We start from the raw sequence: 22,038 nt of genomic DNA on the forward strand, positions 1-22,038 counted from the left end.
GCTTGCAGGGGGGGAATCAGTGAGTACGGGCGACCGCAAACTCGCTCAGTTCCACCAGGGCATCGCGGTATTCGCTCGCCGGCAGCGCTTCCAGGCAGGCAATCGCCCGTGCCACGTAGTCGCGGGCCAGTTGCGCGGTGTAGTCCAGGGAGCCGGAGGCCTGTACGGCTTCGCGAATGCTTTCCAGGTCTTCGATGCCGCCTTTCTGGATCGCCTGGCGCACCAGGGCCGCCTGTTCCGGCGTGCCTTCGCGCATGGTGTAGATCAGCGGCAGGGTCGGCTTGCCTTCGGCCAGGTCGTCGCCGACGTTCTTGCCCAGGGTCTCGGCATCGCCTTTGTAGTCCAGCAGATCGTCCACCAACTGGAACGCAACACCCAGGTGGTCGCCAAAGGTGCGCAGCGCTTCGGTCTGCTCCGGCGTGGCCTGGCACAGGGCCGCGGCGCTGTGGGTCGAGGCTTCGAAGAGCATTGCGGTCTTGCCGCGGATGACTTCCATATAGGTTTCTTCAGTGGTGCTGGCGTCGCGGACCTTGGACAGCTGCAACACTTCGCCTTCGGCGATGATGCGGGTGGCCTGTGAAAGAATCTTCATCACCGGCATCGAGCCCAGCTCGACCATCATTTCGAAGGAGCGCGAGTACAGGAAGTCGCCCACCAGCACACTCGGGGCGTTGCCCCACATGGCATTGGCGGTGGAGCGGCCACGGCGCATGCCGGACATGTCGACCACGTCGTCGTGCAGCAGGGTGGCGGTGTGCAGGAACTCGATGGTGGCGGCGAGCAGGCGCAGGTCGTCGCCTTCGCGGCCCAGGGCCTTGCCACACAGCAACACCAATAAAGGACGCAGGCGTTTGCCCCCGGCCGAGGTGATGTAATCGCCGATTTTCGAGACCAGCGGTACCCGGGAAGTCAACTGCTTCTTGATGATGCCGTCGACGGCGCTAAAATCGTCCGCCACCGCGCGGTAGAAAGCTTGGGGTTGCATCAGCGGGAGTCGCTCCAGAAGGGTTGCGCGGCATGCTAGGGCGGGGGGTCTGTGCTGTCAAGGTACGCGGTCTACGGGCTTGCAATGGCCAGATGGCTTGCGTACAATCGCGCACCCTGAACTTCCTGGGCAGCACCTGCCTTACGCAATTGCATCTGGGCCGTTCCAGCCCCATGCAGCCATGCCAGCCAATACCTTTACCTATAAAGCGCTGGGTGAGCAGGATTATCGGAGAAATACCATGTCTTACGCAGTAATCGTTACCGGCGGCAAGCAGTACAAAGTCGCTCCAGGTGAATACCTGAAGATCGAGAAACTGGAAATCGCCACCGGCGAATCCGTTACCTTTGATCGCGTTCTGTTGGTCGCCAATGGCGATGACGTGAACATCGGCGCTCCAGTTGTTGCGGGCGCTACCGTTGTGGCTGAAGTGATCTCCCAAGGTCGTCACGATAAAGTCCGCATCATCAAGTTCCGTCGTCGTAAGCACCACATGAAGCGTATGGGCCACCGTCAGTGGTACACCGAGATCAAAATCACCGGTATTCAGGCTTAATTTCAGCCTAATCCCCTTTTTGGAGAATTGAACTCATGGCACACAAAAAAGCTGGTGGTAGTACCCGTAACGGTCGCGACTCAGAAGCCAAACGCCTTGGCGTGAAGATGTATGGCGGCCAGGCTATCAAAGCGGGCAACATCATCGTGCGTCAGCGCGGCACCCAATTCCACGCCGGTTACGGCGTTGGCATGGGTAAAGATCACACTCTCTTCGCTAAAGTCGAAGGCGTGATCAAGTTTGAAGTAAAAGGCGCGTTCAACCGCCGTTACGTGAGCATCATCGCGGCTTAATCGCGAGAGTGCTGGAGAAGCCCCGTCTTGCGACGGGGCTTTTTCGTTTGTGGGGTGAGTCTCTTGCAAAGCTGTTTGTATGGGCTGTCGGCGCTGGATTTTTCGGTCGTTGATTGAGGTCGCCGCGCTCATCTTTGCAAGAGTCTTATACTTGTACTTGTGATTTTTCGGCTCGTCCTGGTGGCGAGAGGCGTGTGTTATGAAGTTCGTTGATGAAGTATCGATTCGCGTAAAAGCTGGTGACGGCGGCAACGGTTGCATGAGTTTCCGTCGGGAAAAATTCATCGAAAACGGCGGTCCCAACGGCGGTGACGGTGGTGACGGCGGCTCGATCTATATGGTCGCCGACGAAAACCTCAACACCCTGGTGGATTACCGCTATACCCGGCACTTTGATGCCGAGCGCGGTTCCAACGGCGGCAGCACCGACTGCACCGGCAAGAAGGGCGAGGATCTGGAGCTGCGCGTGCCGGTCGGCACCACGGTGATCGATTCCGCCACCCAGGAAGTCATCGGTGACCTGGTCAAGGCTGGTCAGCGCCTGCTGGTGGTCCATGGCGGCTGGCACGGCCTGGGCAACAGTCGTTTCAAATCCAGCACCAACCGTGCGCCGCGCCAGACTACGCCGGGTAAGCCGGGCGAGCAGCGCGACCTCAAGCTGGAAATGAAGGTGTTGGCGGATGTCGGCCTGCTGGGCTTGCCGAACGCCGGTAAAAGTACCTTTATCCGTTCGGTCTCGGCCGCCAAGCCGAAGGTGGCGGATTATCCGTTCACCACCCTGGTGCCGAACCTGGGCGTGGTCAGCGTCGACCGCTGGAAGAGCTTTGTCATCGCCGACATCCCGGGGTTGATCGAAGGTGCTTCGGGCGGTGCCGGTCTGGGGATTCGCTTCCTCAAGCACTTGGCGCGCACGCGTTTGCTGCTGCACCTCGTCGACATGGCGCCGCTGGATGACAGCAGTGCGCCGGATGCCGCCGAAGTGATCGTCAACGAGCTGACCAAGTTCAGCCCGTCCCTGGCTGAGCGTGATCGCTGGCTGGTGCTGAACAAGTGCGACCAGATCCTCGAGGAAGAGCACGAGGAGCGGGTCAAGGAAGTGGTCGAGCGCCTGCAGTGGACCGGTCCGGTCTATGTGATCTCGGCGATTGCCAAGGAGGGGACCGAGCGCCTGACCCGCGACATCATGCGCTACCTGGAAGATCGTCTCGATCGCCTGGCCAATGACCCGGCCTATGCCGACGAGCTGCGCGATCTCGATCAGCGCATCGAAGATGAGGCGCGTGCCCAGCTGCAGGCCCTGGATGACCAGCGTGCCCTGCGCCGCAGCGGCGTCAAGAGCGTCCACGACATCGGCGACGATGACTGGGATGAAGAAGATGTCGATGACGAAGATGGCCCGGAAATCATCTACGTGCGCGACTGATGTTGCCGCATGTTGTGCGGATTGGCCGCTGCTCGAGGGTGAGCGGGCGGTCTATCTGACGGGTGGCGGTGTTATCATCGTCATCAGCCTGTTCCACCTGGCGCCGCTCATTCGAGCGGCGTTCTGGTTTCTGGGAACCGGCTACCCTGAACAATCGCATGGGCAGTGCTCGGTCGTGCTGCCCGCAAGCCAAGGTTGAAAGATGATGCGGAGCAAGGTGACAGGTGCGCAGCGTTGGGTCGTGAAGATCGGCAGCGCACTGCTGACGGCGGACGGCAAGGGTCTGGATCGCGCCGCAATGGGGGTCTGGGTCGAGCAGATGGTGGCGTTGCATGAGGCGGGCGTCGAGTTGGTACTGGTGTCTTCCGGTGCGGTGGCGGCGGGTATGAGTCGTCTGGGTTGGACGGTGCGACCGACGGCCATGCACGAGTTGCAGGCCGCCGCCGCCATTGGTCAGATGGGCCTGGTGCAGGCCTGGGAATCGAGCTTTGCCGAGCATGGCCGGCATACCGCGCAGATCCTGCTGACCCATGACGATCTGTCCGACCGCAAGCGCTACCTCAATGCACGCAGCACCTTGCGGGCGCTGGTGGAGCTCAAGGTCATCCCGGTGATCAACGAGAACGACACCGTGGTCACCGATGAAATCCGTTTTGGCGACAACGACACCCTGGCGGCGCTGGTGGCCAACCTGGTGGAGGCGGACCTGCTGGTGATTCTCACGGATCGCGATGGCATGTTCGACGCCGATCCGCGCAACAACCCCGATGCCCAGTTGATTTATGAAGCCCGTGCCGATGATCCGGCGCTGGATGCGGTGGCGGGCGGTACCGGTGGTGCGCTGGGGCGTGGCGGTATGCAGACCAAGTTGCGCGCGGCGCGGCTGGCGGCGCGTTCCGGGGCGCACACGATCATTGTCGGCGGGCGCCTGGAGCGGGTGCTGGATCGCCTGAAGGCGGGCGAGCGCATCGGCACCTTGCTGTCGCCTGAGCGTGGCATGCTGGCGGCGCGCAAGCAGTGGCTGGCCGGTCATCTGCAAACCCGTGGCACGCTGGTGCTTGATGATGGCGCGGTGAATGCGCTGGCGCGGGATCACAAGAGTTTGCTGCCGGTGGGCGTGAAGCTGGTCCAGGGCAGCTTCCGGCGTGGTGAGATGGTGGTGTGCGTGGCGTCGGACGGTCGTGAGATCGCTCGTGGGCTGGCGAACTACAGTGCGCTTGAGGCGCAGAAGATTATCGGCCAGCCGTCGGATGCGATTGTCGGTGTGCTGGGGTATATGGCGGAGCCTGAACTGGTTCACCGCGATAACCTGATTCTGGTGTGATGGATTGAGGGAGAGGGCTATGGGTATCGCAAAGGGATTGTTGGGATTGCTGCTGGCGATGCCATTGCTGGCGTCGGCGGAAGAGATTGGTCAGGTGTCGACGGTCTTCAAGTTTGTCGGGCCGAACGATCGTATCGTGGTCGAGGCGTTTGACGATCCCAAGGTCGAGGGCGTGACCTGCTACCTGTCCCGGGCCAAGACCGGCGGCTTGAAAGGTGGTCTGGGGTTGGCCGAGGATCGTGCCGAGGCATCGCTGGCCTGTCGTCAGGTCGGGCCGATTCGTTTCAGTGGTGAGTTGAAGGATGGCGAGGAGGTGTTCAAGGAGCGCACCTCGCTGGTGTTCAAGACCATGCAGGTGGTGCGATTCCTCGACAAGAAGCGCAATACCCTGGTGTATCTGGTCTATAGCGACCGCTTGATCGAAGGTAGTCCGCAGAATGCGGTGACGGCGATTCCGATCCTGCCTTGGCCGCATCAGTAAGGTATTGGGGCGGTAATTGTGTTGTCTGGTTCTGGCGTCGAACTCGAGCCTGTAGAAGCAGGGCTTGTCGGGACGCCGCGCCGCCGCGAAGCTTTTGGCGATCTTGAGGGCCTCTTCGCGGGCAAGCCCTGCTCCTACAGATTGGTGTGATTTTCTGTAAGGAGTGTCGGAATTGCAGGCAATAAAAAACCGACCCTAGGGTCGGTTTTTTAACAAGCGTGTCGCTTAGGCTGCAGCAGCAAGGTTCAGGGCCTTGATGTGGCCGTTCAAACGACCCTTGTGACGAGCGGCCTTGTTCTTGTGGATGATGCCTTTATCGGCCATACGGTCGATAACAGGAACAGCCAGAACATAAGCGGCTTGAGCTTTGGCAGCGTCTTTTGCGTCGATGGCTTTAACTACATTCTTGATGTAGGTACGAACCATGGAACGCAGGCTGGCGTTGTGGCTGCGACGCTTCTCAGCCTGTTTTGCACGTTTTTTGGCGGAAGGTGTGTTGGCCACCGTCGAGCTCCTCGAAAGACTTTTTAGGAAATAGCAAACAAAATAGGCCGCGAATCATGCCGATGAGTTGAGGTCTTGTCAAGGGCGGGTGATGCGTTCCGCTGAGTGGTCGATCTTGAAGTGACGGGTGATTTATTTCCGGCGCCTGACCTGTAAACTCGCGAGCTTTGGCTCTGTGCTGTTGCGGCGCGGAGTATCGCACAACTGGGCGCTTTGTTCGCCTGCTCTTTCTCCAAAGGCGCACACTCTTTTAATGAATCTGCTCAAATCGTTGGCTGCCGTCAGCTCTATCACGATGATTTCCCGGGTTCTGGGCTTCGTTCGCGATACGATTATCGCGCGTATCTTCGGGGCCGGAATGGCCACCGATGCCTTCTTTATTGCCTTCAAACTGCCCAACCTGCTGCGGCGGATCTTTGCCGAGGGCGCGTTTTCCCAAGCTTTTGTGCCGATCCTGGCGGAATACAAGAGCCAGCAGGGCGAGGAGGCGACCCGGACCTTTATCGCTTATGTCAGCGGCCTGCTGACCCTGGTGCTGGCGTTGGTGACGGTGCTGGGCATGGTCGCCGCGCCCTGGGTGATCTGGGCCACGGCCCCGGGGTTCACCGACACGCCGGAGAAGTTCAAGCTGACCTCCGACCTGCTGCGGGTGACGTTCCCTTATATATTGCTGATCTCGCTGTCCTCCCTGGCGGGGGCGATCCTCAATACCTGGAACCGTTTTTCGGTGCCGGCCTTCGTGCCGACGCTGCTGAACGTGAGCATGATCATTTTTGCCCTGTTCCTGACGCCGTACTTTGACCCGCCGGTCATGGCCCTGGGTTGGGCGGTGCTGGCCGGTGGCCTGGCCCAACTGCTCTACCAACTGCCGAGCCTGAAAAAGGTCGGCATGCTGGTGCTGCCACGGCTGAGTCTGCGTGACGCCGGTGTCTGGCGGGTAATGAAGCAGATGCTGCCGGCGATTCTCGGCGTTTCGGTGAGCCAGATCTCGCTGATCATCAACACCATCTTCGCCTCTTTCCTGGTGGCGGGCTCGGTGTCCTGGATGTACTACGCCGACCGCTTGATGGAGTTGCCGTCCGGGGTGCTCGGTGTGGCCCTGGGCACCATTCTGTTGCCGATCCTGTCGAAAACCTATGCCAGCAAGGACCGCCACGAGTATTCGCGGATTCTCGACTGGGGCCTGCGCCTGTGCTTCGTGCTGGTGTTGCCGTGCTCCCTGGCGCTGGCGATTCTCTCCGAGCCGCTGACGGTGGCGCTGTTCCAGTACGGCCAGTTCAGTGCCTTTGATGCCTCCATGACCCAGCGTGCGCTGGTGGCCTACTCCCTGGGCTTGCTGGGCATCATCATGATCAAGGTGCTGGCGCCGGGCTTCTACGCGCAGCAGAACATTCGCACGCCGGTGAAAATCGCGATTTTCACCCTGACGGTCACGCAACTGCTCAACCTGGTCTTTATCGGGCCATTGGCCCATGCCGGGCTGGCGCTGGCGATCAGCGCCGGGGCTTGTATCAATGCCGGGCTGCTGTTCTGGCAATTGCGCAAGCAACAACTCTTTGTGCCGCAGCCGGGCTGGGGCGTCTATCTGCTGAAGCTGGTGCTGGCGGTGGCGGTGATGTCGGCGGTATTGCTGGGGTTGATGCGCATCATGCCGGCCTGGGACCAGGGGCACATGTTCGAGCGTTTCCTGCGTTTGGGTGGGTTGGTGGTGGCCGGTGTGCTGGCCTATTTCGCCATGCTGGCGGCGATGGGGCTGCGTTTGCGGCATTTCAATCGCAAATCATTGACGTAGCTCGGGGTGCCCCCGAGAGGGTGTCACGCAAGAGAGTTTTGTCGGTTCGATCGATTTGGGTGCTGCTGTTGCCTGTCGTCGGCCGTCGGGTGTGGTTATAATCGACCACTTTATGAGCAAGAAGCGCGTTATGCAGCTGGTTCGAGGCCTTCACAACCTGCGCCCCCGGCATCGGGGCTGCGTCGCCACCATTGGCAACTTTGACGGTGTTCACCGTGGTCACCAGGCTATCCTGGCCCGACTGCGTGAGCGTGCGCTGGAGTTGGGTGTACCCAGCTGCGTGGTGATTTTCGAGCCGCAGCCCCGTGAATTCTTTGCTCCGGACACCGCGCCGGCACGTCTGGCGCGCTTGCGCGACAAGCTGAAACTGCTGGCCGCCGAGGGCGTCGACCGGGTTCTGTGCCTGGCCTTCAACCAGCGCCTGAGCAAACTCAGCGCCGCCGAGTTCGTCGATACCATCCTGGTGGACGGTCTCGGCGTGCAGCATCTGGAGGTCGGCGACGATTTCCGCTTCGGCTGTGATCGCGTCGGCGACTTCGCGTTCCTGCAACAGGCGGGCAGCGCCCGGGGTTTCACCGTCGAGGCGGCGCAGACCGTCGAGCTCGATGGCCTGCGGGTCAGCAGCACCCAGGTACGTAATGCCCTGGCGGCGGCTGACTTCGCCTTGGCCGAGCGCTTGCTCGGTCGCCCGTTCCGGATTGCCGGACGGGTGCTGCATGGCCAGAAGCTGGCGCGCCAACTGGGCACGCCGACCGCCAACGTGCAGCTCAAGCGCCGTCGCGTGCCGTTGACCGGGGTTTACCTGGTCAGCGTCGAGATCGACGGCCAGCCGTGGCCGGGCGTCGCCAATATCGGCGTGCGGCCCACGGTTTCAGGTGATGGCAGCGCTCACCTGGAAGTGCACCTGCTGGATTTTACCGGTGATCTGTATGACCGGCGTTTGACCGTGGTTTTCCACCACAAGCTGCGCGATGAGCAGCGATTCGCCTCCCTGGAGGCGCTCAAGACGGCGATCAATGCGGACGTCGCCGCCGCCCGTGCCCACTGGCAGGGTTCACCGCTTAAAAAGAGCCTGAAATGACCGACTACAAAGCCACGCTTAACCTTCCGGACACCGCCTTCCCAATGAAGGCCGGCCTGCCACAGCGCGAACCGCAGATTCTGCAGCGCTGGGACAGCATTGGCCTGTACGGGAAGTTGCGCGAGATTGGCAAGGATCGTCCGAAGTTCGTTCTTCACGACGGTCCTCCGTATGCCAACGGCACGATCCACATCGGTCATGCGCTGAACAAGATTCTCAAGGACATGATCATCCGGTCCAAGACCCTGGCCGGCTTCGATGCCCCTTATGTGCCGGGTTGGGACTGTCATGGCCTGCCGATCGAGCACAAGGTCGAAGTGACTCATGGCAAGAACCTGGGCGCGGACAAGACCCGCGAACTGTGCCGTGCCTACGCCACCGAGCAGATCGAAGGGCAGAAGTCCGAATTTATCCGCCTGGGTGTGCTCGGCGACTTCGCCAACCCCTACAAGACCATGGACTTCAAGAACGAGGCCGGTGAAATCCGCGCACTCGCCGAAATCGTCAAGGGCGGTTTCGTGTTCAAGGGCCTCAAGCCGGTGAACTGGTGCTTCGATTGCGGTTCGGCCCTGGCCGAAGCCGAAGTCGAATACCAGGACAAGAAGTCCTCGACCATCGACGTGGCCTTCCCGATTGCCGACCAGGACAAGCTGGCTGCCGCATTCGGCCTGCCGTCGCTGGCCAAGCCGGCGGCGATCGTGATCTGGACCACCACCCCGTGGACCATCCCGGCCAACCAGGCGCTGAACGTCCACCCGGAATTCAACTACGCCCTGGTGGATGTCGGTGACCGCCTGCTGGTACTGGCTGAAGAGCTGGTCGAATCGTGCCTGGCGCGCTACAAACTCGAAGGCTCGGTACTGGCCATTGCCAAGGGCGAAGCCCTGGAACTGATCAACTTCCGTCACCCGTTCTATGACCGTCTGTCGCCGGTGTACCTGGCCGACTACGTCGAACTGAGTGCCGGTACCGGTATCGTTCACTGCTCCCCGGCCTACGGCGAGGACGACTTCAAGATCTGCAAGCAGTACGGCATGGTCAACGATGAGATCCTCAACCCGGTGCAGAGCAACGGCGTGTATGCCGAGTCCCTGGAGTTCTTCGGCGGCCAGTTCATCTTCAAGGCCAACGCGGGCATCGTCGACAAGCTGAGCGAAGTCGGCTCGCTGTTGCATACCGAAACCATCAGCCACAGCTACATGCATTGCTGGCGCCACAAGACCCCGCTGATCTACCGCGCCACCGCGCAGTGGTTTATCGGCATGGACAAGGCCCCGGTGGCCGGCGATACCCTGCGTGAGCGCGCGCTCAAGGCCATTGAAGAGACCCAGTTCGTCCCGGCCTGGGGCCAGGCGCGCCTGCACTCGATGATCGCCAACCGTCCGGACTGGTGCATCTCCCGCCAGCGCAACTGGGGTGTGCCGATCCCATTCTTCCTCAACAAGGAAAGCGGCGAGCTGCACCCGCGTACCGCCGAGCTGATGGAACAAGTGGCCCAGCGTGTCGAAGTCGAAGGCATCGAAGCCTGGTTCAAGATGGACGCCGCCGAGCTGCTGGGCGACGAAGCGCCGCTGTACGACAAGATCAGCGACACCCTCGACGTCTGGTTCGATTCCGGCACCACCCACTGGCACGTGCTGCGCGGTTCGCACCCGATGGGCCATGAGAGCGGTCCACGGGCCGACCTCTACCTGGAAGGCTCGGACCAGCATCGCGGCTGGTTCCACTCGTCCTTGCTGACCGGCTGCGCCATCGACAACCACGCGCCTTACCGCGAACTGCTGACCCACGGTTTCACCGTCGACGAGGCGGGTCGCAAGATGTCCAAGTCGTTGGGCAACGTGATCGCGCCGCAGAAAGTCAACGACACCCTGGGTGCCGACATCATGCGCCTGTGGGTCGCCTCGACCGATTACTCGGGCGAGATGGCGGTCTCCGACCAGATCCTGCAACGCAGCGCCGACGCCTACCGGCGGATCCGCAACACCGCGCGTTTCCTGCTCTCCAACCTGAGCGGTTTCAACCCGGCCACCGACCTGTTGCCGGCCGACGAGATGCTCGCCCTGGACCGTTGGGCCGTGGACCGCGCGTTGTTGCTGCAACGGGAGCTGGAACTGCACTACGGCGAATACCGTTTCTGGAACGTCTACTCCAAGGTACACAACTTCTGCGTGCAGGAGCTGGGCGGTTTCTACCTCGACATCATCAAGGATCGCCAGTACACCACCGGCGCCAACAGCAAGGCCCGGCGTTCCTGCCAGACCGCGTTGTACCACATCAGCGAGGCGCTGGTGCGCTGGATCGCGCCGATCCTGGCCTTCACCGCCGACGAGCTGTGGCAGTACCTGCCGGGCGAGCGCAACGAGTCGGTCATGCTGAATACCTGGTATGAAGGCCTCAGCGAGCTGCCGGAAGGCTTCGAGCTGGACCGCGCCTACTGGGAGCGGATCATGGCGGTCAAGGTCGCGGTCAACAAGGAGATGGAAAACCTGCGGGCGGCCAAGGCCATCGGCGGCAACCTGCAGGCCGAAGTGACCCTGTTCGCCGAAGAGGCCCTGGTGGCCGACCTGGGCAAGCTGAGCAACGAACTGCGTTTTGTCCTGATCACCTCCACCGCGACCGTTGCGCCATTGGCGCTGGCTCCGGCGGATGCGGTGGTCACCGAAGTCGCCGGGCTCAAGCTCAAGGTGGTCAAGTCCGCCCATGCCAAGTGCGGCCGTTGCTGGCATCACCGCGAGGATGTCGGGGTCAACCCGGAGCATCCGGAAATCTGCGGTCGTTGCGTGGACAATATCAGCGGCGAAGGCGAGGTGCGCCACTATGCCTAATACCAGTGCCGGCCGTTTCGGCCGCCTGGGCTGGCTGTGGTTGAGCGTGCTGGTCCTGGTCATCGACCAGGTCAGCAAGCTTCACTTCGCAAGCTCGCTGTCCCTGTACCAGCAGATCGTGATCATCCCCGATTACTTCAGCTGGACCCTGGCCTACAACACCGGCGCGGCCTTCAGCTTCCTGGCTGAAAGCTCCGGCTGGCAGCGCTGGCTGTTCGCGCTGATCGCGCTGGTGGTCAGCGCGGTACTGGTGGTCTGGCTCAAGCGCCTGGGACGCAACGAAACCTGGCTGGCGATTGCGCTGGCCCTGGTGCTCGGCGGTGCCCTGGGCAACCTGTATGACCGCATGGCCCTGGGTCACGTGATCGATTTCGTCCTGGTGCACTGGCAGAACCGCTGGTACTTCCCGGCGTTCAACTTTGCCGACAGCGCCATCAGCGTCGGCGCGGTGATGCTGGCGCTGGATATGTTCAAGAGTAAAAAGTCCGGAGAACCCGTTCATGACTGAACACGCAGTGGCTGAGCAACGCATCGGTCAGAACACCCAGGTCACCTTGCATTTCGCCTTGCGCCTGGAAAACGGCGACACTGTCGACAGCACGTTCGACAAGGCCCCGGCGACCTTCAAGGTCGGCGACGGCAACCTGCTGCCGGGTTTCGAGGTGGCGTTGTTCGGCTTCAAGGCCGGTGACAAGCGTAACCTGACCGTGGCCCCGGAAAATGCCTTCGGCCAGCCGAACCCGCAGAATGTGCAGGTCATCCCGCGTTCGCAGTTCCAGGACATGGAGCTGTCGGAAGGTTTGCTGGTGATCTTCAACGATGCGGCCAACACCGAGCTGCCGGGTGTGGTGAAGACGTTCGACGACGCCCAGGTGACCGTTGACTTCAACCACCCGCTGGCGGGCAAGACCCTGACCTTCGATGTCGAGATCATCGAGGTCAAGGCGCTTTAATATTTCCCCTTGCGCGCAAGACACGAGGCACAGCATGCATATCAAACTCGCCAACCCCCGTGGCTTCTGCGCCGGCGTGGACCGGGCGATCGAAATCGTCAACCGGGCCCTGGAAGTCTTCGGCCCGCCGATCTACGTGCGCCATGAAGTGGTTCACAACAAATTTGTCGTCGAAGACCTGCGCGCCCGTGGCGCCATCTTCGTCGAAGAGTTGGAGCAGGTTCCGGATGACGTGATCGTGATCTTCAGTGCCCACGGCGTTTCCCAGGCCGTGCGCACGGAAGCCTCGGGTCGTGGCCTGAAGGTGTTCGACGCGACCTGCCCGCTGGTGACCAAGGTGCATATCGAAGTGGCGCGCTACAGCCGCGACGGTCGTGAATGCATCCTGATCGGCCATGCGGGCCACCCGGAAGTCGAAGGCACCATGGGCCAGTACGACGATGCCAATGGCGGTTCGATCTACCTGGTGGAGGACGAGAAAGACGTCGCCGCCTTGCAGGTGCGCAACCCGGAAAAACTGGCGTTCGTGACCCAGACCACCTTGTCCATGGACGACACCAGCCGTGTGATCGATGCCCTGCGGTTGCGCTTCCCGGCCATTGGCGGGCCGCGCAAGGACGACATTTGCTACGCCACGCAGAACCGCCAGGACGCGGTCAAGCAACTGGCGGACGAATGCGATGTGGTGTTGGTGGTGGGCAGCCCGAACAGCTCCAACTCCAATCGCCTGCGCGAGCTGGCCGAGCGCATGTCGACGCCTGCCTACCTGATCGACGGTGCCGAAGACCTGCAGCGCAGCTGGTTCGACGGTGTCGAGCGGATCGGCATCACCGCCGGGGCTTCGGCACCGGAAGTGCTGGTGCGTGGCGTGATCCAGCAGCTCCAGGCCTGGGGCGCGACCGGTGCCGACGAGTTGGCCGGGCGTGAGGAGAATGTGACCTTCTCCATGCCCAAGGAACTACGCGTTCGCTCCTTGCTGTAAGCCCGGGGAGGCGCAGAGTGCCTCGGGTATTGCTCTTTTTTCGAGCCTGATCCGACCGGTTGCTGCCAGGATCACCTGATGGTGGCTGACCGCTTGGTCCCTGGCGCAGATATGCAGTGTGCCGCCCATTGAGGTGCTGTTGTTCGGGTTGAGCCATCCGACAGAGGTGAAGCGGACAAACTGCGTGAGCCACCGGTTGCCTCTGATCGGTGTCAGTCCGTCGCCACGTCGTTCAACCAGCACCGGGTTGTCCGGATCCAGGTGGCCTTGCCCACTGCGGTCGACAATGATCCGCCAGCCTCGACTCCAATCTTCTTCCAGGGCATACATGACGACCGCCTGCTGGCGTAGAATCGCCTCGGTTCTCGCCATTTGCAGGCCATTGGCCAGTTCGTCGGCGCTTATCTGGCGCCGCTGTGAGGCGATCAGTTCGCTGAATGCCGGGCTGGCGAGTTGGGCAAGAATGCCGATGACGGCAAGACCAATCAGTAACTGAACAAGGCTGAATCCTTTCTGATCCATCTGGGCTCCCTCCTGGAGACTGAGTGTTTCGGCGCGATCCGGGCGCTGATCCTGGGAAAACAACCGTACGTCCTGATGAAGAATGTTTTAGGTTGTACCGCTAGTTATAGTCGATGGCATCGAGGGATTTCTCATGCGCCGCAGTACTCACGGCTTTACCTTGGTCGAGTTGATGGTCACCCTTGCGGTCTTCGCGATCCTGGTGGCGATTGCCTTGCCGTCGTTCACCAGTTCGATCCAGGGTTCCGAGGCTGATACCGAGGCCAGCGACCTGGTCCGTGGTCTGAATTTCGCGCGGCTCGAGGCCATGAACCGAGGTGTTTCCGTACGTGTCCGGCCGACCACGGCCAACGCGGCCTGGACTACAGACCTGGGGGTTTTGCAGGTGTCGAGCGATGGCGCCAACCCCCAATACATTAGGATCGTACCGGCCATGACCAGCGGCGCGACCCTGGTGGTGACCTCCGGAGTAACCACCCTCGATTTCAATAACCTGGGTGGCTTGTCCGTCCCCGGTTCCGCGGTGGTTTTCACCTATACGCTGGGCACACAAAGCCGCGTGATCAATGTGTGCCTCAATGGCCGGGTTTCATTGGGCGGAGGTTGTTGATGCGACGGACGAGGAGTGCGAGGCAATCAGGGATGACCCTGGTGGAGGTGCTGATTTCGGTGCTGATCCTCGCCATCGGCCTGCTGGGAGCGGCGGCGATTCAGCTCGATGCGCTGATCTACACGGACAGCTCGAAGATGAGAAGCCAGGCCAGCTTCATTGCCTACGACATGATGGACCGTATCCGCGCCAATCCGGATGCGGACTACACCCTGGCCAGCGCCAAAGCTTCCACCGCAACGGCGGCTTCGACAGCAGCCCGTGATGCCGATTTCTATGACTTCAAGACCAATATAAATAATTTTGCCGGGGTTAACGGGGATGGGAACATTGTCGTGAACGGCAGGGCGGTCACTATCGTCATCAACTGGAGTGACCAGCGGGCGGCCAATATGGCCCACGACACGGCAAGTCCCAGTTTCACGCTTAATAGCCGCGTAGCAGTCGATCCGGTAGCCGGGCCATGATCCGTCATAGCAGAGGCTTCGGCCTGATCGAGTTGATGATCGCCATCACCCTGGGACTGATCGTCGTCTTGGGGATTACCCAGATATTCGTCGCGGCCAAGAGTACCTATATCAGCCAGAACAAGGCCGCCGGCATGCAGGAGGATGCGCGCTTTATCCTCAGCAAGATGGTGCAGGAAATTCGTATGGTCGGCATGTTCGGCTGCCTGGCCACCAGCGCCATCAATACCACGGCGGCGGCGGATTTCCTGGCGATTGCCCCCACACCGATCACTTGGAACAGCGCCAGCAATACCCTGACGCTGGTGACCGCCGATATCGGCGGCAATGGCGGGGCGCCGACCTGGACGATCGTTTCCGATTGTCGCAATACGGCGACGGCCACCCAGGGGGCAGCTACTCCGGCCGCCGGGCAAATGGCCTTCCCCTTGCGCAAGCAGATCTATGCCTTCAGCAACAACCAGATTACCGTCGCCACCGGAGCCAGCCCGGCGGCTGGGCTGGTGAGCAATGTCAGGAGCTTCACCGTCTCCTTTGGTGTCGCGATATCCGCGACCGATATTGCTGTCAGCTCTTACAGCAGCAATCCCGCAGACCCGGCAACCATCCGCAGCGTGCGCCTGCAAATGACCCTGTACGATCCGCTTGGCCAGGTCGCCGATCAGCAGTACAGCGTGGTTGCGGCTCTGCGCAACCGGCTCCAGTAGGTGGACTTCGTATGATGTGCTCGCCCCGAAAGCACCCAGGCTTGAGGTCCGGTCCGCAGCGTGGCATGGCGCTGTTGATCAGCCTGATATTCCTGTTGCTGTTGACCCTGATCGGCATTTCCTCCATGCGCAACGCGACGTTGCAGGAAAAGATGGCCGGGAGCGTGACCTTCCGCAATACCTCGTTCCAGACTGCCGAGGCGGCGCTGCGCACCGGTGAAAGCGCGGTTCAGCAAAGTACCTACGTCCTGGCGGTGTGCACCACCAACGTCACCTGTGCGCCGCCGGCGGAGTCCGCCACGGTATCGGCCGCCGGGACCAATGGCACCTCGGGGGTGACCTGGATCGCCGCCGGCAGCGGCTTCTACGGGGTACAGAACCTAGGTACCACGATGGCGGCGGTCAATGTGCCAAGCAATACCTCGGCGACCCTGTACCGCGTGACGGCAGTGGCCATCAACGGCAATTCGCGGTCAATTGTGGAGAGTGTCTATGCCAAGTATTAAGGCCCGCGAAAGCCGTTTTTCAGCTTGGTCGCGGCGGCTTGTCGGCGCCTTGCTGGGGCTTTATCTGGCGGCGCCGGTGTATGCGTTCACGCCTTCGGACTCACCGCTGTTGAGCGCGGCGGCGGTGGCGCCGAACGTGATGCTGCTGGTGGACGACTCCGGCAGCATGGACAACCTGATCTGGGCCACGGGTTTCGATCAGACGAAGGTCCCCCTGCAGGTCTACAACTGCTATTCCTATTCCAATTGCGGCAGCCTGCAGACACTGGACATGACCAGTGACAACCAGTTCATCGGCAATCTGTATCCGGGTAGTTGCCCGTCCGGTTACAGCGGTTTCACCTTGTCGACCAGCAAAAACGCGAGTGTTTACTGCCTGAAGTTGCCGGACCCGTTGGGGGGCGGCAATACGCGGATCTCCAACAAGTATCTTTACTATCTGATCACCCAGATGACGTCCCTGCAAAAGGACTACACCGACGGAACGATTCCCACCGATTACCGGATCAACGTCGCGCGTAACGTGGCCTCGTCGCTGGTAACCAACAACCGCAACCTGCGTATCGGCCTGGCAACCTTCAACCCGCCGAGTTACTACGACCCGGGGCCCGGCGGTTATATCGTTCGCTCGATCAGCGACCTGTCTCCGGTCAGTGGCACGGTGACGCAGGCCCAGGCCGATACGAACTACAACAACCTGCTGTCCTCGATCGGCACGCTGCGTTCGATCGCCAACACCCCGCTGGCCGAGACCTACTATGAGATCACCCGCTATTTTCGCGGCATGACGCCGTACTACAACTCATCGCCCAGCACCTATACCAGCCCGATTCAGTATCGTTGCCAGAAAAACTACGGCGTGGTGGTCACCGATGGTTTGCCAACCTACGATCGTACCTTCCCGACGAACGATCCCCAGGCCCAGGGCGGCCCCCCCTCACTGCCAAACTGGGATGGCGTCGTCGATGGCAATAACCCCAACGGCGACAATGAAGGGGATACCCTGTACCTCGACGATCTCGCCAAGTTCGCCTACGACATCGATATGCGTTCCGCGGGTAACGACGCAGCCGGGAAGAGCTGGGACAGCCCCGACTTTCCCAAGCAGAACATGTTTACCTACACCGTGGGGCTGACGGCCAGCAACCAGATGCTCGCCAACTCGGCCAACTACGGTCACGGCAAATACTACCTGGCCATCGACCAGGCCGGCTTGAGCACGGCGCTGTCGTCGGCCTTCAGCGATATCACCTCCAAGGCCGGTTCCGGCGGCGGCGGGGCGTCCAATTCGGCGAGCGCGGGGACCGCGACGAGTTATTTCCAGAGCGCCTACGACCCCAAGGACTGGCGCGGCACGATCAAGTCCTATGGCCTCAATACCAATGGCACGGTCAATCTCTCGGCGGTCAACTGGACGACCGACAGCACTATCCTTCCGGGGGCTACCCCACCGCTGTATCAATCCTGGAATACCACCAGCAACGCTGCGATCAGCCTGGCATTCACGGGTTTTTCCACAACGCAGCAGGCCACCCTCAACCTGAACCTGCCCACGGGTATCCTCGGCACCGATCTGGTGGAGTGGAGCAAAGGCACCAACAAGACGGGTTTGAAGGTGCGTACCGTGTTGCTCGGCGATATCATCAATTCGCCGGTGGTGGTGGCGTTGCCAACCGCGCAGACCGCCTCCGATCTGGTGGGCGACAGCAGCTATACCAGCTACCTGGCCACCAAGGCCACGGGGATGAACAGCAGTCTGGTGGTCAATGCCAACGACGGCTTCTTCAGTGTCATCGACGCGACCAAGGGTACCCGGCTCTATGCCTATATGCCTTCCAGCGTGTTGCCTTCACTGCACTTCATTTCGGACCCGGCTTATGCCGGCGGCACCGGGCACAAATTTCTCAACGACGGTCAGGTGGGGGTCTACGATGCCCAGTTCAGCAACAGTGCCTGGAAGACCGTGGCCCTGGGCGGCGTCGGGGCCGGCGGCAAGGCCTTCTACGCGGTCCAGCTGTACGATGCGTCGGCCGGCAACGTGTATAACGCCCTTTGGGAAATGCGTGCCCCGGATACGCCTAACACTGGCAACGCCTTCAATGACTTGGGGTACGCCTATGCCAAACCCGAAGTGGCGAAGCTCTCCGATGGCCGCTGGGCGGCGTTCATCGCCAATGGCTATGGCAGCAACTCCGGGGTGGCGGCCTTGTATGTCGTGGATATTCGCGACGGTTCGCTGATCAGCAAAATAGTGGTCAACACCAGTGACACCACCAATGGCCTGTCCTCGGTGAAGTTGAGCGTGAACGCGCAAAACGTGGTGCAGGCTGCCTACGGCGGCGATCTCAAGGGAAACCTGTGGAAATTCGACTTGAGTGCCACATCGCCCTCCGGCTGGGGCCTGGCCTTTGCCGGCAGTCCGCTGTTCACGGCGCCGGGCACCACCACCCAGCCGATCACCGCACAGCCGCTGCTGGCGGCCAACCCGGCTGGTGGCACCATGGTGTTTTTTGGTACCGGCAAGTTCAACGAGACCGCGGACAAGCTGAGCAAGGCCGTACAAGGCTTCTATGCCGTCTGGGATGCCGGCGGCAGCACCGGGCAATGGACTGTCAGTAACCTGCAAGCCCAGTCGATTACCGGGCTGTTCACCTCCAACGGCATCCAGTTCTTCACCACCAGCACCAACGCCGTGACCTATCCGACGCAAAAGGGTTGGTACCTGCCGCTGATCTACAACAACGTCGCGGCCGGCGAGCGGGTGATCTACCCGGCACAGATCACCCTCGGTCGGATCATTTTCACCACCGCAGCGGTGGATACCACCGACCCTTGCGTCAGTTTCGGTACCGGCAAGGTGGTGGAATTGGATGCGTTTACCGGCAAGATGCTCAGCTATCCAGTGCTCGATACCAACGGCAGTGGTGTGGTTGATGCCAACGATCTGCAATCCAGCGGCTTTATCTTTTCTGTCGGTATTCCGAATCTGACGAGTATCCTCAACCAATCCACCGCCAAGATTTTCAGCGACTCCAGTGGCGGCACGACCTCCATGGCGGAAAAGGGTGGTGGTGGCAGTCGGCGGATCATGTGGCGACAAATTCAATAGGGAAGGCGGTGTATGCAAAAAATCTCCAAGGGCTTCACCTTGATCGAGCTCATGATCGTCGTCGCCATTGTCGCTATCCTGGCGGCGGTGGCTTATCCCAGTTACAGCGAATATGTGAAGCGCACGCACCGTTCGGAGATTGCTGGGCTGTTGTCCGAGCAGACCCAGAATCTTGAGCGGTTCTACTCGAAGAACGGTACCTATTCGGGGGCGACGGTCAGTGCCGGCAATACCTATTACACAATTACCCCGACCCTGAATGCCCAGGATTTCACCCTGGCGGCGACGGCGGCGCCCGGGTCGATGATGGTTGGTGACAAGTGTGGTGGTTTCACTATTACTAATACCGGCGCGCTTACCAATCCAGGGGCAACCGCGGGGTTGACGAGCAAAGATTGCTGGGGGCGCTGACCGCCGCTTTCCAGGGCGCAGCCCGCACCGGTTTCTTTTTCTGTTGGATGACTCGATGGCAACGCAACAACACGTGGTAATTATCGGCGGTGGCGTGATTGGCCTGCTGACTGCCTTCAATCTGGCCGCCGAGGTCGGGAAAGTGACGCTGCTGGACCGCTCCGGCCTTGGCCAGGAGTCTTCCTGGGCCGGCGGCGGTATCGTTTCTCCGCTGTACCCTTGGCGCTACAGCCCTGCGGTCACGGCCCTGGCCCATTGGTCCCAGGACTTTTATCCGCAACTGGGCGAGCGCTTGTTCGCCGCCACCGGTGTCGATCCCGAGGTTCACACCACCGGCCTGTACTGGCTCGACCTGGACGACGAAGCCGAGGCCCTGGCCTGGGCCGAACGTGAGCAGCGTCCCCTGAGCGCGGTGGATATCTCGGCGGTTCACGATGCGGTACCGGTGATGGGCGACGGTTATTCTCGGGCCATCTACATGGCCGATGTCGCCAATGTGCGTAATCCGCGCCTGGTGAAATCCCTCAAGGCAGCCTTGCAGGCCTTGCCCAATGTGACGATTCGCGAGCAGTGCGAAGTCGCCGGGTTTCTCCGTGAAGGCGAGCGCGTGGTCGGCGTACGCACGGCCACGGGTGAGCTGCGTGCCGATCAGGTCGTGCTCTCGGCGGGTGCCTGGAGCGGCGAACTCTTGGGCAGCTTGGGGCTGGCGCTGCCGGTCGAGCCGGTCAAGGGCCAGATGATCCTCTACAAGTGCGCGGCGGATTTTCTCTCGAGCATGGTCCTGGCGAAAGGCCGTTATGCGATTCCCCGGCGTGACGGGCATATCCTGGTGGGCAGCACGCTGGAGCATGAAGGCTTCGACAAGACGCCGACGCTGTCGGCGCTGGAAAGCCTCAAGGCCTCGGCGGTCGAGTTGATTCCTGCGTTGGCGCAGGCTGAGGTGGTCGGGCATTGGGCGGGATTGCGCCCGGGTTCGCCCGAGGGGATTCCCTATATCGGCCGGGTGCCGGGGTTCGAGGGGCTATGGCTGAACTGCGGGCATTTTCGCAACGGACTGGTGCTGGCGCCGGCGTCCTGCCAGCTGTTTGCCGATCTGTTGCTGGGACGCGAGCCGATCATCGATCCGGCGCCTTATGCGCCCGAGGGCCGGATCTGAGGCTTAATCCAGCCCGAGCTTCTTGAGCCGATAGCGCATCGAACGAAACGACAGGTTCAAGCGCTGGGCCGCCGCCGTGCGGTTCCAGCGGGTTTCCTCCAGGGCCTGGAGAATAAGCTTGCGCTCGATGCTCTCCAGGTAATCTTCCAGATTGTCGATCTGCGCCAGGCTCGGTTCGCCGACTTGCATGGTGCTCCCGCCACCCTCGGCCAGACGCAGGTCGCCGGCTTCGATCTGTTCGTTTTCACACAGGGTGTAGGCCCGCTCGAGCATGTTCTCCAATTCCCGCACGTTGCCGGGAAAGCGGTAGCCCTTGAGCGTATCCAGCGCCAGCGGATGCAGGCGAGCCGCCGGCATGCCGCTACCCGAGGCCAGTCGATTGAGGACATTGGTGGCCAGGGGCTCGATATCGTCGCGGCGCTCACGCAAGGATGGCACCCGTAATTCAATGACATTCAATCGATAGTAGAGGTCCTGACGAAAACGCTCGGCACTGACCTCAGCGTTCAGGTCCTTGTGGGTGGCGCAGAGGATGCGCACATCGACGATTTCCTCCTGCTGGCCGCCGACACTGCGCACGGCCTTTTCCTGGATGGCGCGCAGCAGTTTGACCTGCATCGCCAGCGGCAAATCGGCGACTTCATCGAGAAACAGCGTGCCGCCATTGGCCGCCTGGAACAGCCCCGGTTTGTCCTCCACCGCGCCAGTAAAGCTGCCTTTGCGATGACCGAAAAATTCGCTTTCCATCAGTTCTGTCGGAATCGCCCCACAGTTCACCGGTACGAACGGCCGTTCGGCACGTGGTCCCTGTTCATGGATCAGCCGCGCCACCAGCTCCTTGCCGCTGCCCGACTCGCCGCTGATATACACCGGTGCCTGGCTGCGGGCCAGTTTGTCGATCTGCTTGCGCAGGGCGCGCATGGGCAGTGAATCCCCCAGCAGCCGGCTGTCGATGGACGGCGGCTTGCCACCGCTGGTGGGCAAACGCAGGGCGCTGGCGACCAGTTCCCGCAGGCGGGCCAGGTCCACCGGTTTGGTCAGGAAGTCGAAGGCACCGGACTTCAGGGCGTTGATCGCGGTGTCGAGGCTGCCATAGGCGGTGATCATCGCCACTGGCAGTTGGGGATAACGTTGCTGGATATGCTGCACCAGCTCAAGGCCGGTGCCGTCCGGCAGGCGCATATCGGTCAGGCACAGGTCGAAGTTTTCCTGGGCCAGCTTTTCCCGGGCTTGCGCCACATTGCGCGCGCTGCTGGTGTCGAGTTTCATCCGGCCCAGGGTTATTTCCAGGAGTTCGCGGATATCCGGTTCATCGTCGACGATCAGGATCTTCTGCCGTGGGCTCATG

At 61.4% G+C, this 22,038-nt stretch carries 23 protein-coding genes; 19 read left to right on the top strand and 4 right to left on the bottom strand.

The features are described from left to right. Positions 1-16: 16 nt before the first annotated feature. Positions 17-985: a polyprenyl synthetase family protein gene (locus tag HX830_RS06200; protein ID WP_100941439.1), complete on the bottom strand. Its 969-nt coding sequence runs from the start codon at positions 983-985 to the stop codon at positions 17-19. A gap of 241 nt (positions 986-1,226) precedes the next feature. On the opposite strand from HX830_RS06200, the gene rplU reads away from it, so the two are divergent. The 6 genes from rplU (at position 1,227) to HX830_RS06230 (ending at position 5,062) form a co-directional block, all read left to right on the top strand. Further along, positions 1,227-1,541 (top strand): 50S ribosomal protein L21, encoded by a 315-nt coding sequence (gene rplU, locus HX830_RS06205; protein ID WP_003176051.1) that lies wholly within the window; start codon positions 1,227-1,229, stop codon positions 1,539-1,541. Positions 1,542-1,576: 35 nt separating this feature from the next. Then, positions 1,577-1,834, top strand: coding sequence for a 50S ribosomal protein L27 (gene rpmA / locus HX830_RS06210; RefSeq protein ID WP_100941438.1), 258 nt, complete (start codon positions 1,577-1,579; stop codon positions 1,832-1,834). A gap of 199 nt (positions 1,835-2,033) precedes the next feature. After that, complete coding sequence (gene cgtA, locus HX830_RS06215) at positions 2,034-3,257, top strand: Obg family GTPase CgtA (RefSeq protein WP_103498809.1); 1,224 nt, start codon at positions 2,034-2,036, stop codon at positions 3,255-3,257. Then, entirely contained in the window at positions 3,202-3,456 is a 255-nt protein-coding gene (locus tag HX830_RS06220; RefSeq protein ID WP_177099339.1) for a hypothetical protein, read from the top strand. Before cgtA ends, HX830_RS06220 begins: the two co-directional genes overlap by 56 nt. 6 nt (positions 3,457-3,462) lie before the next feature. Then, complete coding sequence (gene proB / locus HX830_RS06225) at positions 3,463-4,581, top strand: glutamate 5-kinase (RefSeq protein WP_103498812.1); 1,119 nt, start codon at positions 3,463-3,465, stop codon at positions 4,579-4,581. Positions 4,582-4,600: 19 nt separating this feature from the next. Beyond that, on the top strand, positions 4,601-5,062 hold the full coding sequence (locus HX830_RS06230) for a CreA family protein (RefSeq protein ID WP_177096025.1): 462 nt from the start codon (positions 4,601-4,603) through the stop codon (positions 5,060-5,062). Positions 5,063-5,287: 225 nt separating this feature from the next. Here HX830_RS06230 and rpsT read toward each other — a convergent pair whose 3' ends face one another. Continuing rightward, positions 5,288-5,566, bottom strand: a complete 279-nt coding sequence (rpsT, locus tag HX830_RS06235) for a 30S ribosomal protein S20 (RefSeq protein WP_016967023.1) — start codon at positions 5,564-5,566, stop codon at positions 5,288-5,290. Positions 5,567-5,819: 253 nt separating this feature from the next. Between rpsT and murJ the strand changes: the two genes are divergently transcribed. The 6 genes from murJ to ispH all read left to right on the top strand — a co-directional run bounded on the left by murJ (position 5,820) and on the right by ispH (position 13,202). Beyond that, positions 5,820-7,358: a murein biosynthesis integral membrane protein MurJ gene (gene murJ / locus HX830_RS06240; RefSeq protein ID WP_177099341.1), complete on the top strand. Its 1,539-nt coding sequence runs from the start codon at positions 5,820-5,822 to the stop codon at positions 7,356-7,358. A gap of 130 nt (positions 7,359-7,488) precedes the next feature. Then, a complete protein-coding gene (ribF, locus tag HX830_RS06245) occupies positions 7,489-8,439 on the top strand; it encodes a bifunctional riboflavin kinase/FAD synthetase (protein ID WP_177099343.1) in 951 nt (316 codons plus the stop codon). After that, a complete protein-coding gene (gene ileS / locus HX830_RS06250; RefSeq protein ID WP_177099345.1) occupies positions 8,436-11,267 on the top strand; it encodes an isoleucine--tRNA ligase in 2,832 nt (943 codons plus the stop codon). The genes ribF and ileS overlap by 4 nt, the downstream gene beginning before the upstream one ends. Next, complete coding sequence (lspA, locus tag HX830_RS06255; protein ID WP_103498804.1) at positions 11,260-11,775, top strand: signal peptidase II; 516 nt, start codon at positions 11,260-11,262, stop codon at positions 11,773-11,775. The genes ileS and lspA overlap by 8 nt, the downstream gene beginning before the upstream one ends. Before the next feature lie 7 nt (positions 11,776-11,782). Further along, complete coding sequence (gene fkpB / locus HX830_RS06260) at positions 11,783-12,220, top strand: FKBP-type peptidyl-prolyl cis-trans isomerase (protein WP_177099610.1); 438 nt, start codon at positions 11,783-11,785, stop codon at positions 12,218-12,220. A 34-nt stretch (positions 12,221-12,254) separates the two neighbouring features. After that, entirely contained in the window at positions 12,255-13,202 is a 948-nt protein-coding gene (ispH, locus tag HX830_RS06265; protein ID WP_152742083.1) for a 4-hydroxy-3-methylbut-2-enyl diphosphate reductase, read from the top strand. Here ispH and HX830_RS06270 read toward each other — a convergent pair. Beyond that, on the bottom strand, positions 13,179-13,724 hold the full coding sequence (locus HX830_RS06270; protein WP_177099347.1) for a GspH/FimT family pseudopilin: 546 nt from the start codon (positions 13,722-13,724) through the stop codon (positions 13,179-13,181). The genes ispH and HX830_RS06270 overlap by 24 nt on opposite strands. Positions 13,725-13,857: 133 nt before the next feature. On the opposite strand from HX830_RS06270, the gene HX830_RS06275 reads away from it, so the two are divergent. The 7 genes from HX830_RS06275 to thiO all read left to right on the top strand — a co-directional run bounded on the left by HX830_RS06275 (position 13,858) and on the right by thiO (position 20,690). Further along, entirely contained in the window at positions 13,858-14,334 is a 477-nt protein-coding gene (locus HX830_RS06275; RefSeq protein WP_103498802.1) for a GspH/FimT family pseudopilin, read from the top strand. After that, the gene (gene pilV, locus HX830_RS06280; RefSeq protein ID WP_177099349.1) at positions 14,334-14,801 is read left to right on the top strand and encodes a type IV pilus modification protein PilV; all 468 of its coding nucleotides are present in this window, start codon (positions 14,334-14,336) and stop codon (positions 14,799-14,801) included. Before HX830_RS06275 ends, pilV begins: the two co-directional genes overlap by 1 nt. Further along, on the top strand, positions 14,798-15,508 hold the full coding sequence (locus tag HX830_RS06285; RefSeq protein ID WP_177099351.1) for a PilW family protein: 711 nt from the start codon (positions 14,798-14,800) through the stop codon (positions 15,506-15,508). Before pilV ends, HX830_RS06285 begins: the two co-directional genes overlap by 4 nt. Before the next feature lie 65 nt (positions 15,509-15,573). After that, entirely contained in the window at positions 15,574-16,014 is a 441-nt protein-coding gene (locus HX830_RS06290) for a pilus assembly PilX family protein (protein ID WP_247263167.1), read from the top strand. Continuing rightward, the gene (locus HX830_RS06295) at positions 16,001-19,123 is read left to right on the top strand and encodes a pilus assembly protein (protein WP_177099353.1); all 3,123 of its coding nucleotides are present in this window, start codon (positions 16,001-16,003) and stop codon (positions 19,121-19,123) included. Before HX830_RS06290 ends, HX830_RS06295 begins: the two co-directional genes overlap by 14 nt. 12 nt (positions 19,124-19,135) lie before the next feature. Beyond that, positions 19,136-19,534: a type IV pilin protein gene (locus HX830_RS06300; protein ID WP_177099355.1), complete on the top strand. Its 399-nt coding sequence runs from the start codon at positions 19,136-19,138 to the stop codon at positions 19,532-19,534. Between the two features lie 55 nt (positions 19,535-19,589). Beyond that, on the top strand, positions 19,590-20,690 hold the full coding sequence (gene thiO / locus HX830_RS06305) for a glycine oxidase ThiO (RefSeq protein WP_177099357.1): 1,101 nt from the start codon (positions 19,590-19,592) through the stop codon (positions 20,688-20,690). A gap of 3 nt (positions 20,691-20,693) precedes the next feature. On the opposite strand, the gene HX830_RS06310 is transcribed toward thiO, so the two are convergent. After that, the gene (locus HX830_RS06310) at positions 20,694-22,037 is read right to left on the bottom strand and encodes a sigma-54-dependent transcriptional regulator (RefSeq protein ID WP_177099359.1); all 1,344 of its coding nucleotides are present in this window, start codon (positions 22,035-22,037) and stop codon (positions 20,694-20,696) included. Position 22,038: the final 1 nt, after the last annotated feature.

The organism is Pseudomonas gingeri (assembly GCF_013385425.1).
Taxonomy (GTDB): domain Bacteria; phylum Pseudomonadota; class Gammaproteobacteria; order Pseudomonadales; family Pseudomonadaceae; genus Aquipseudomonas; species Aquipseudomonas gingeri_D.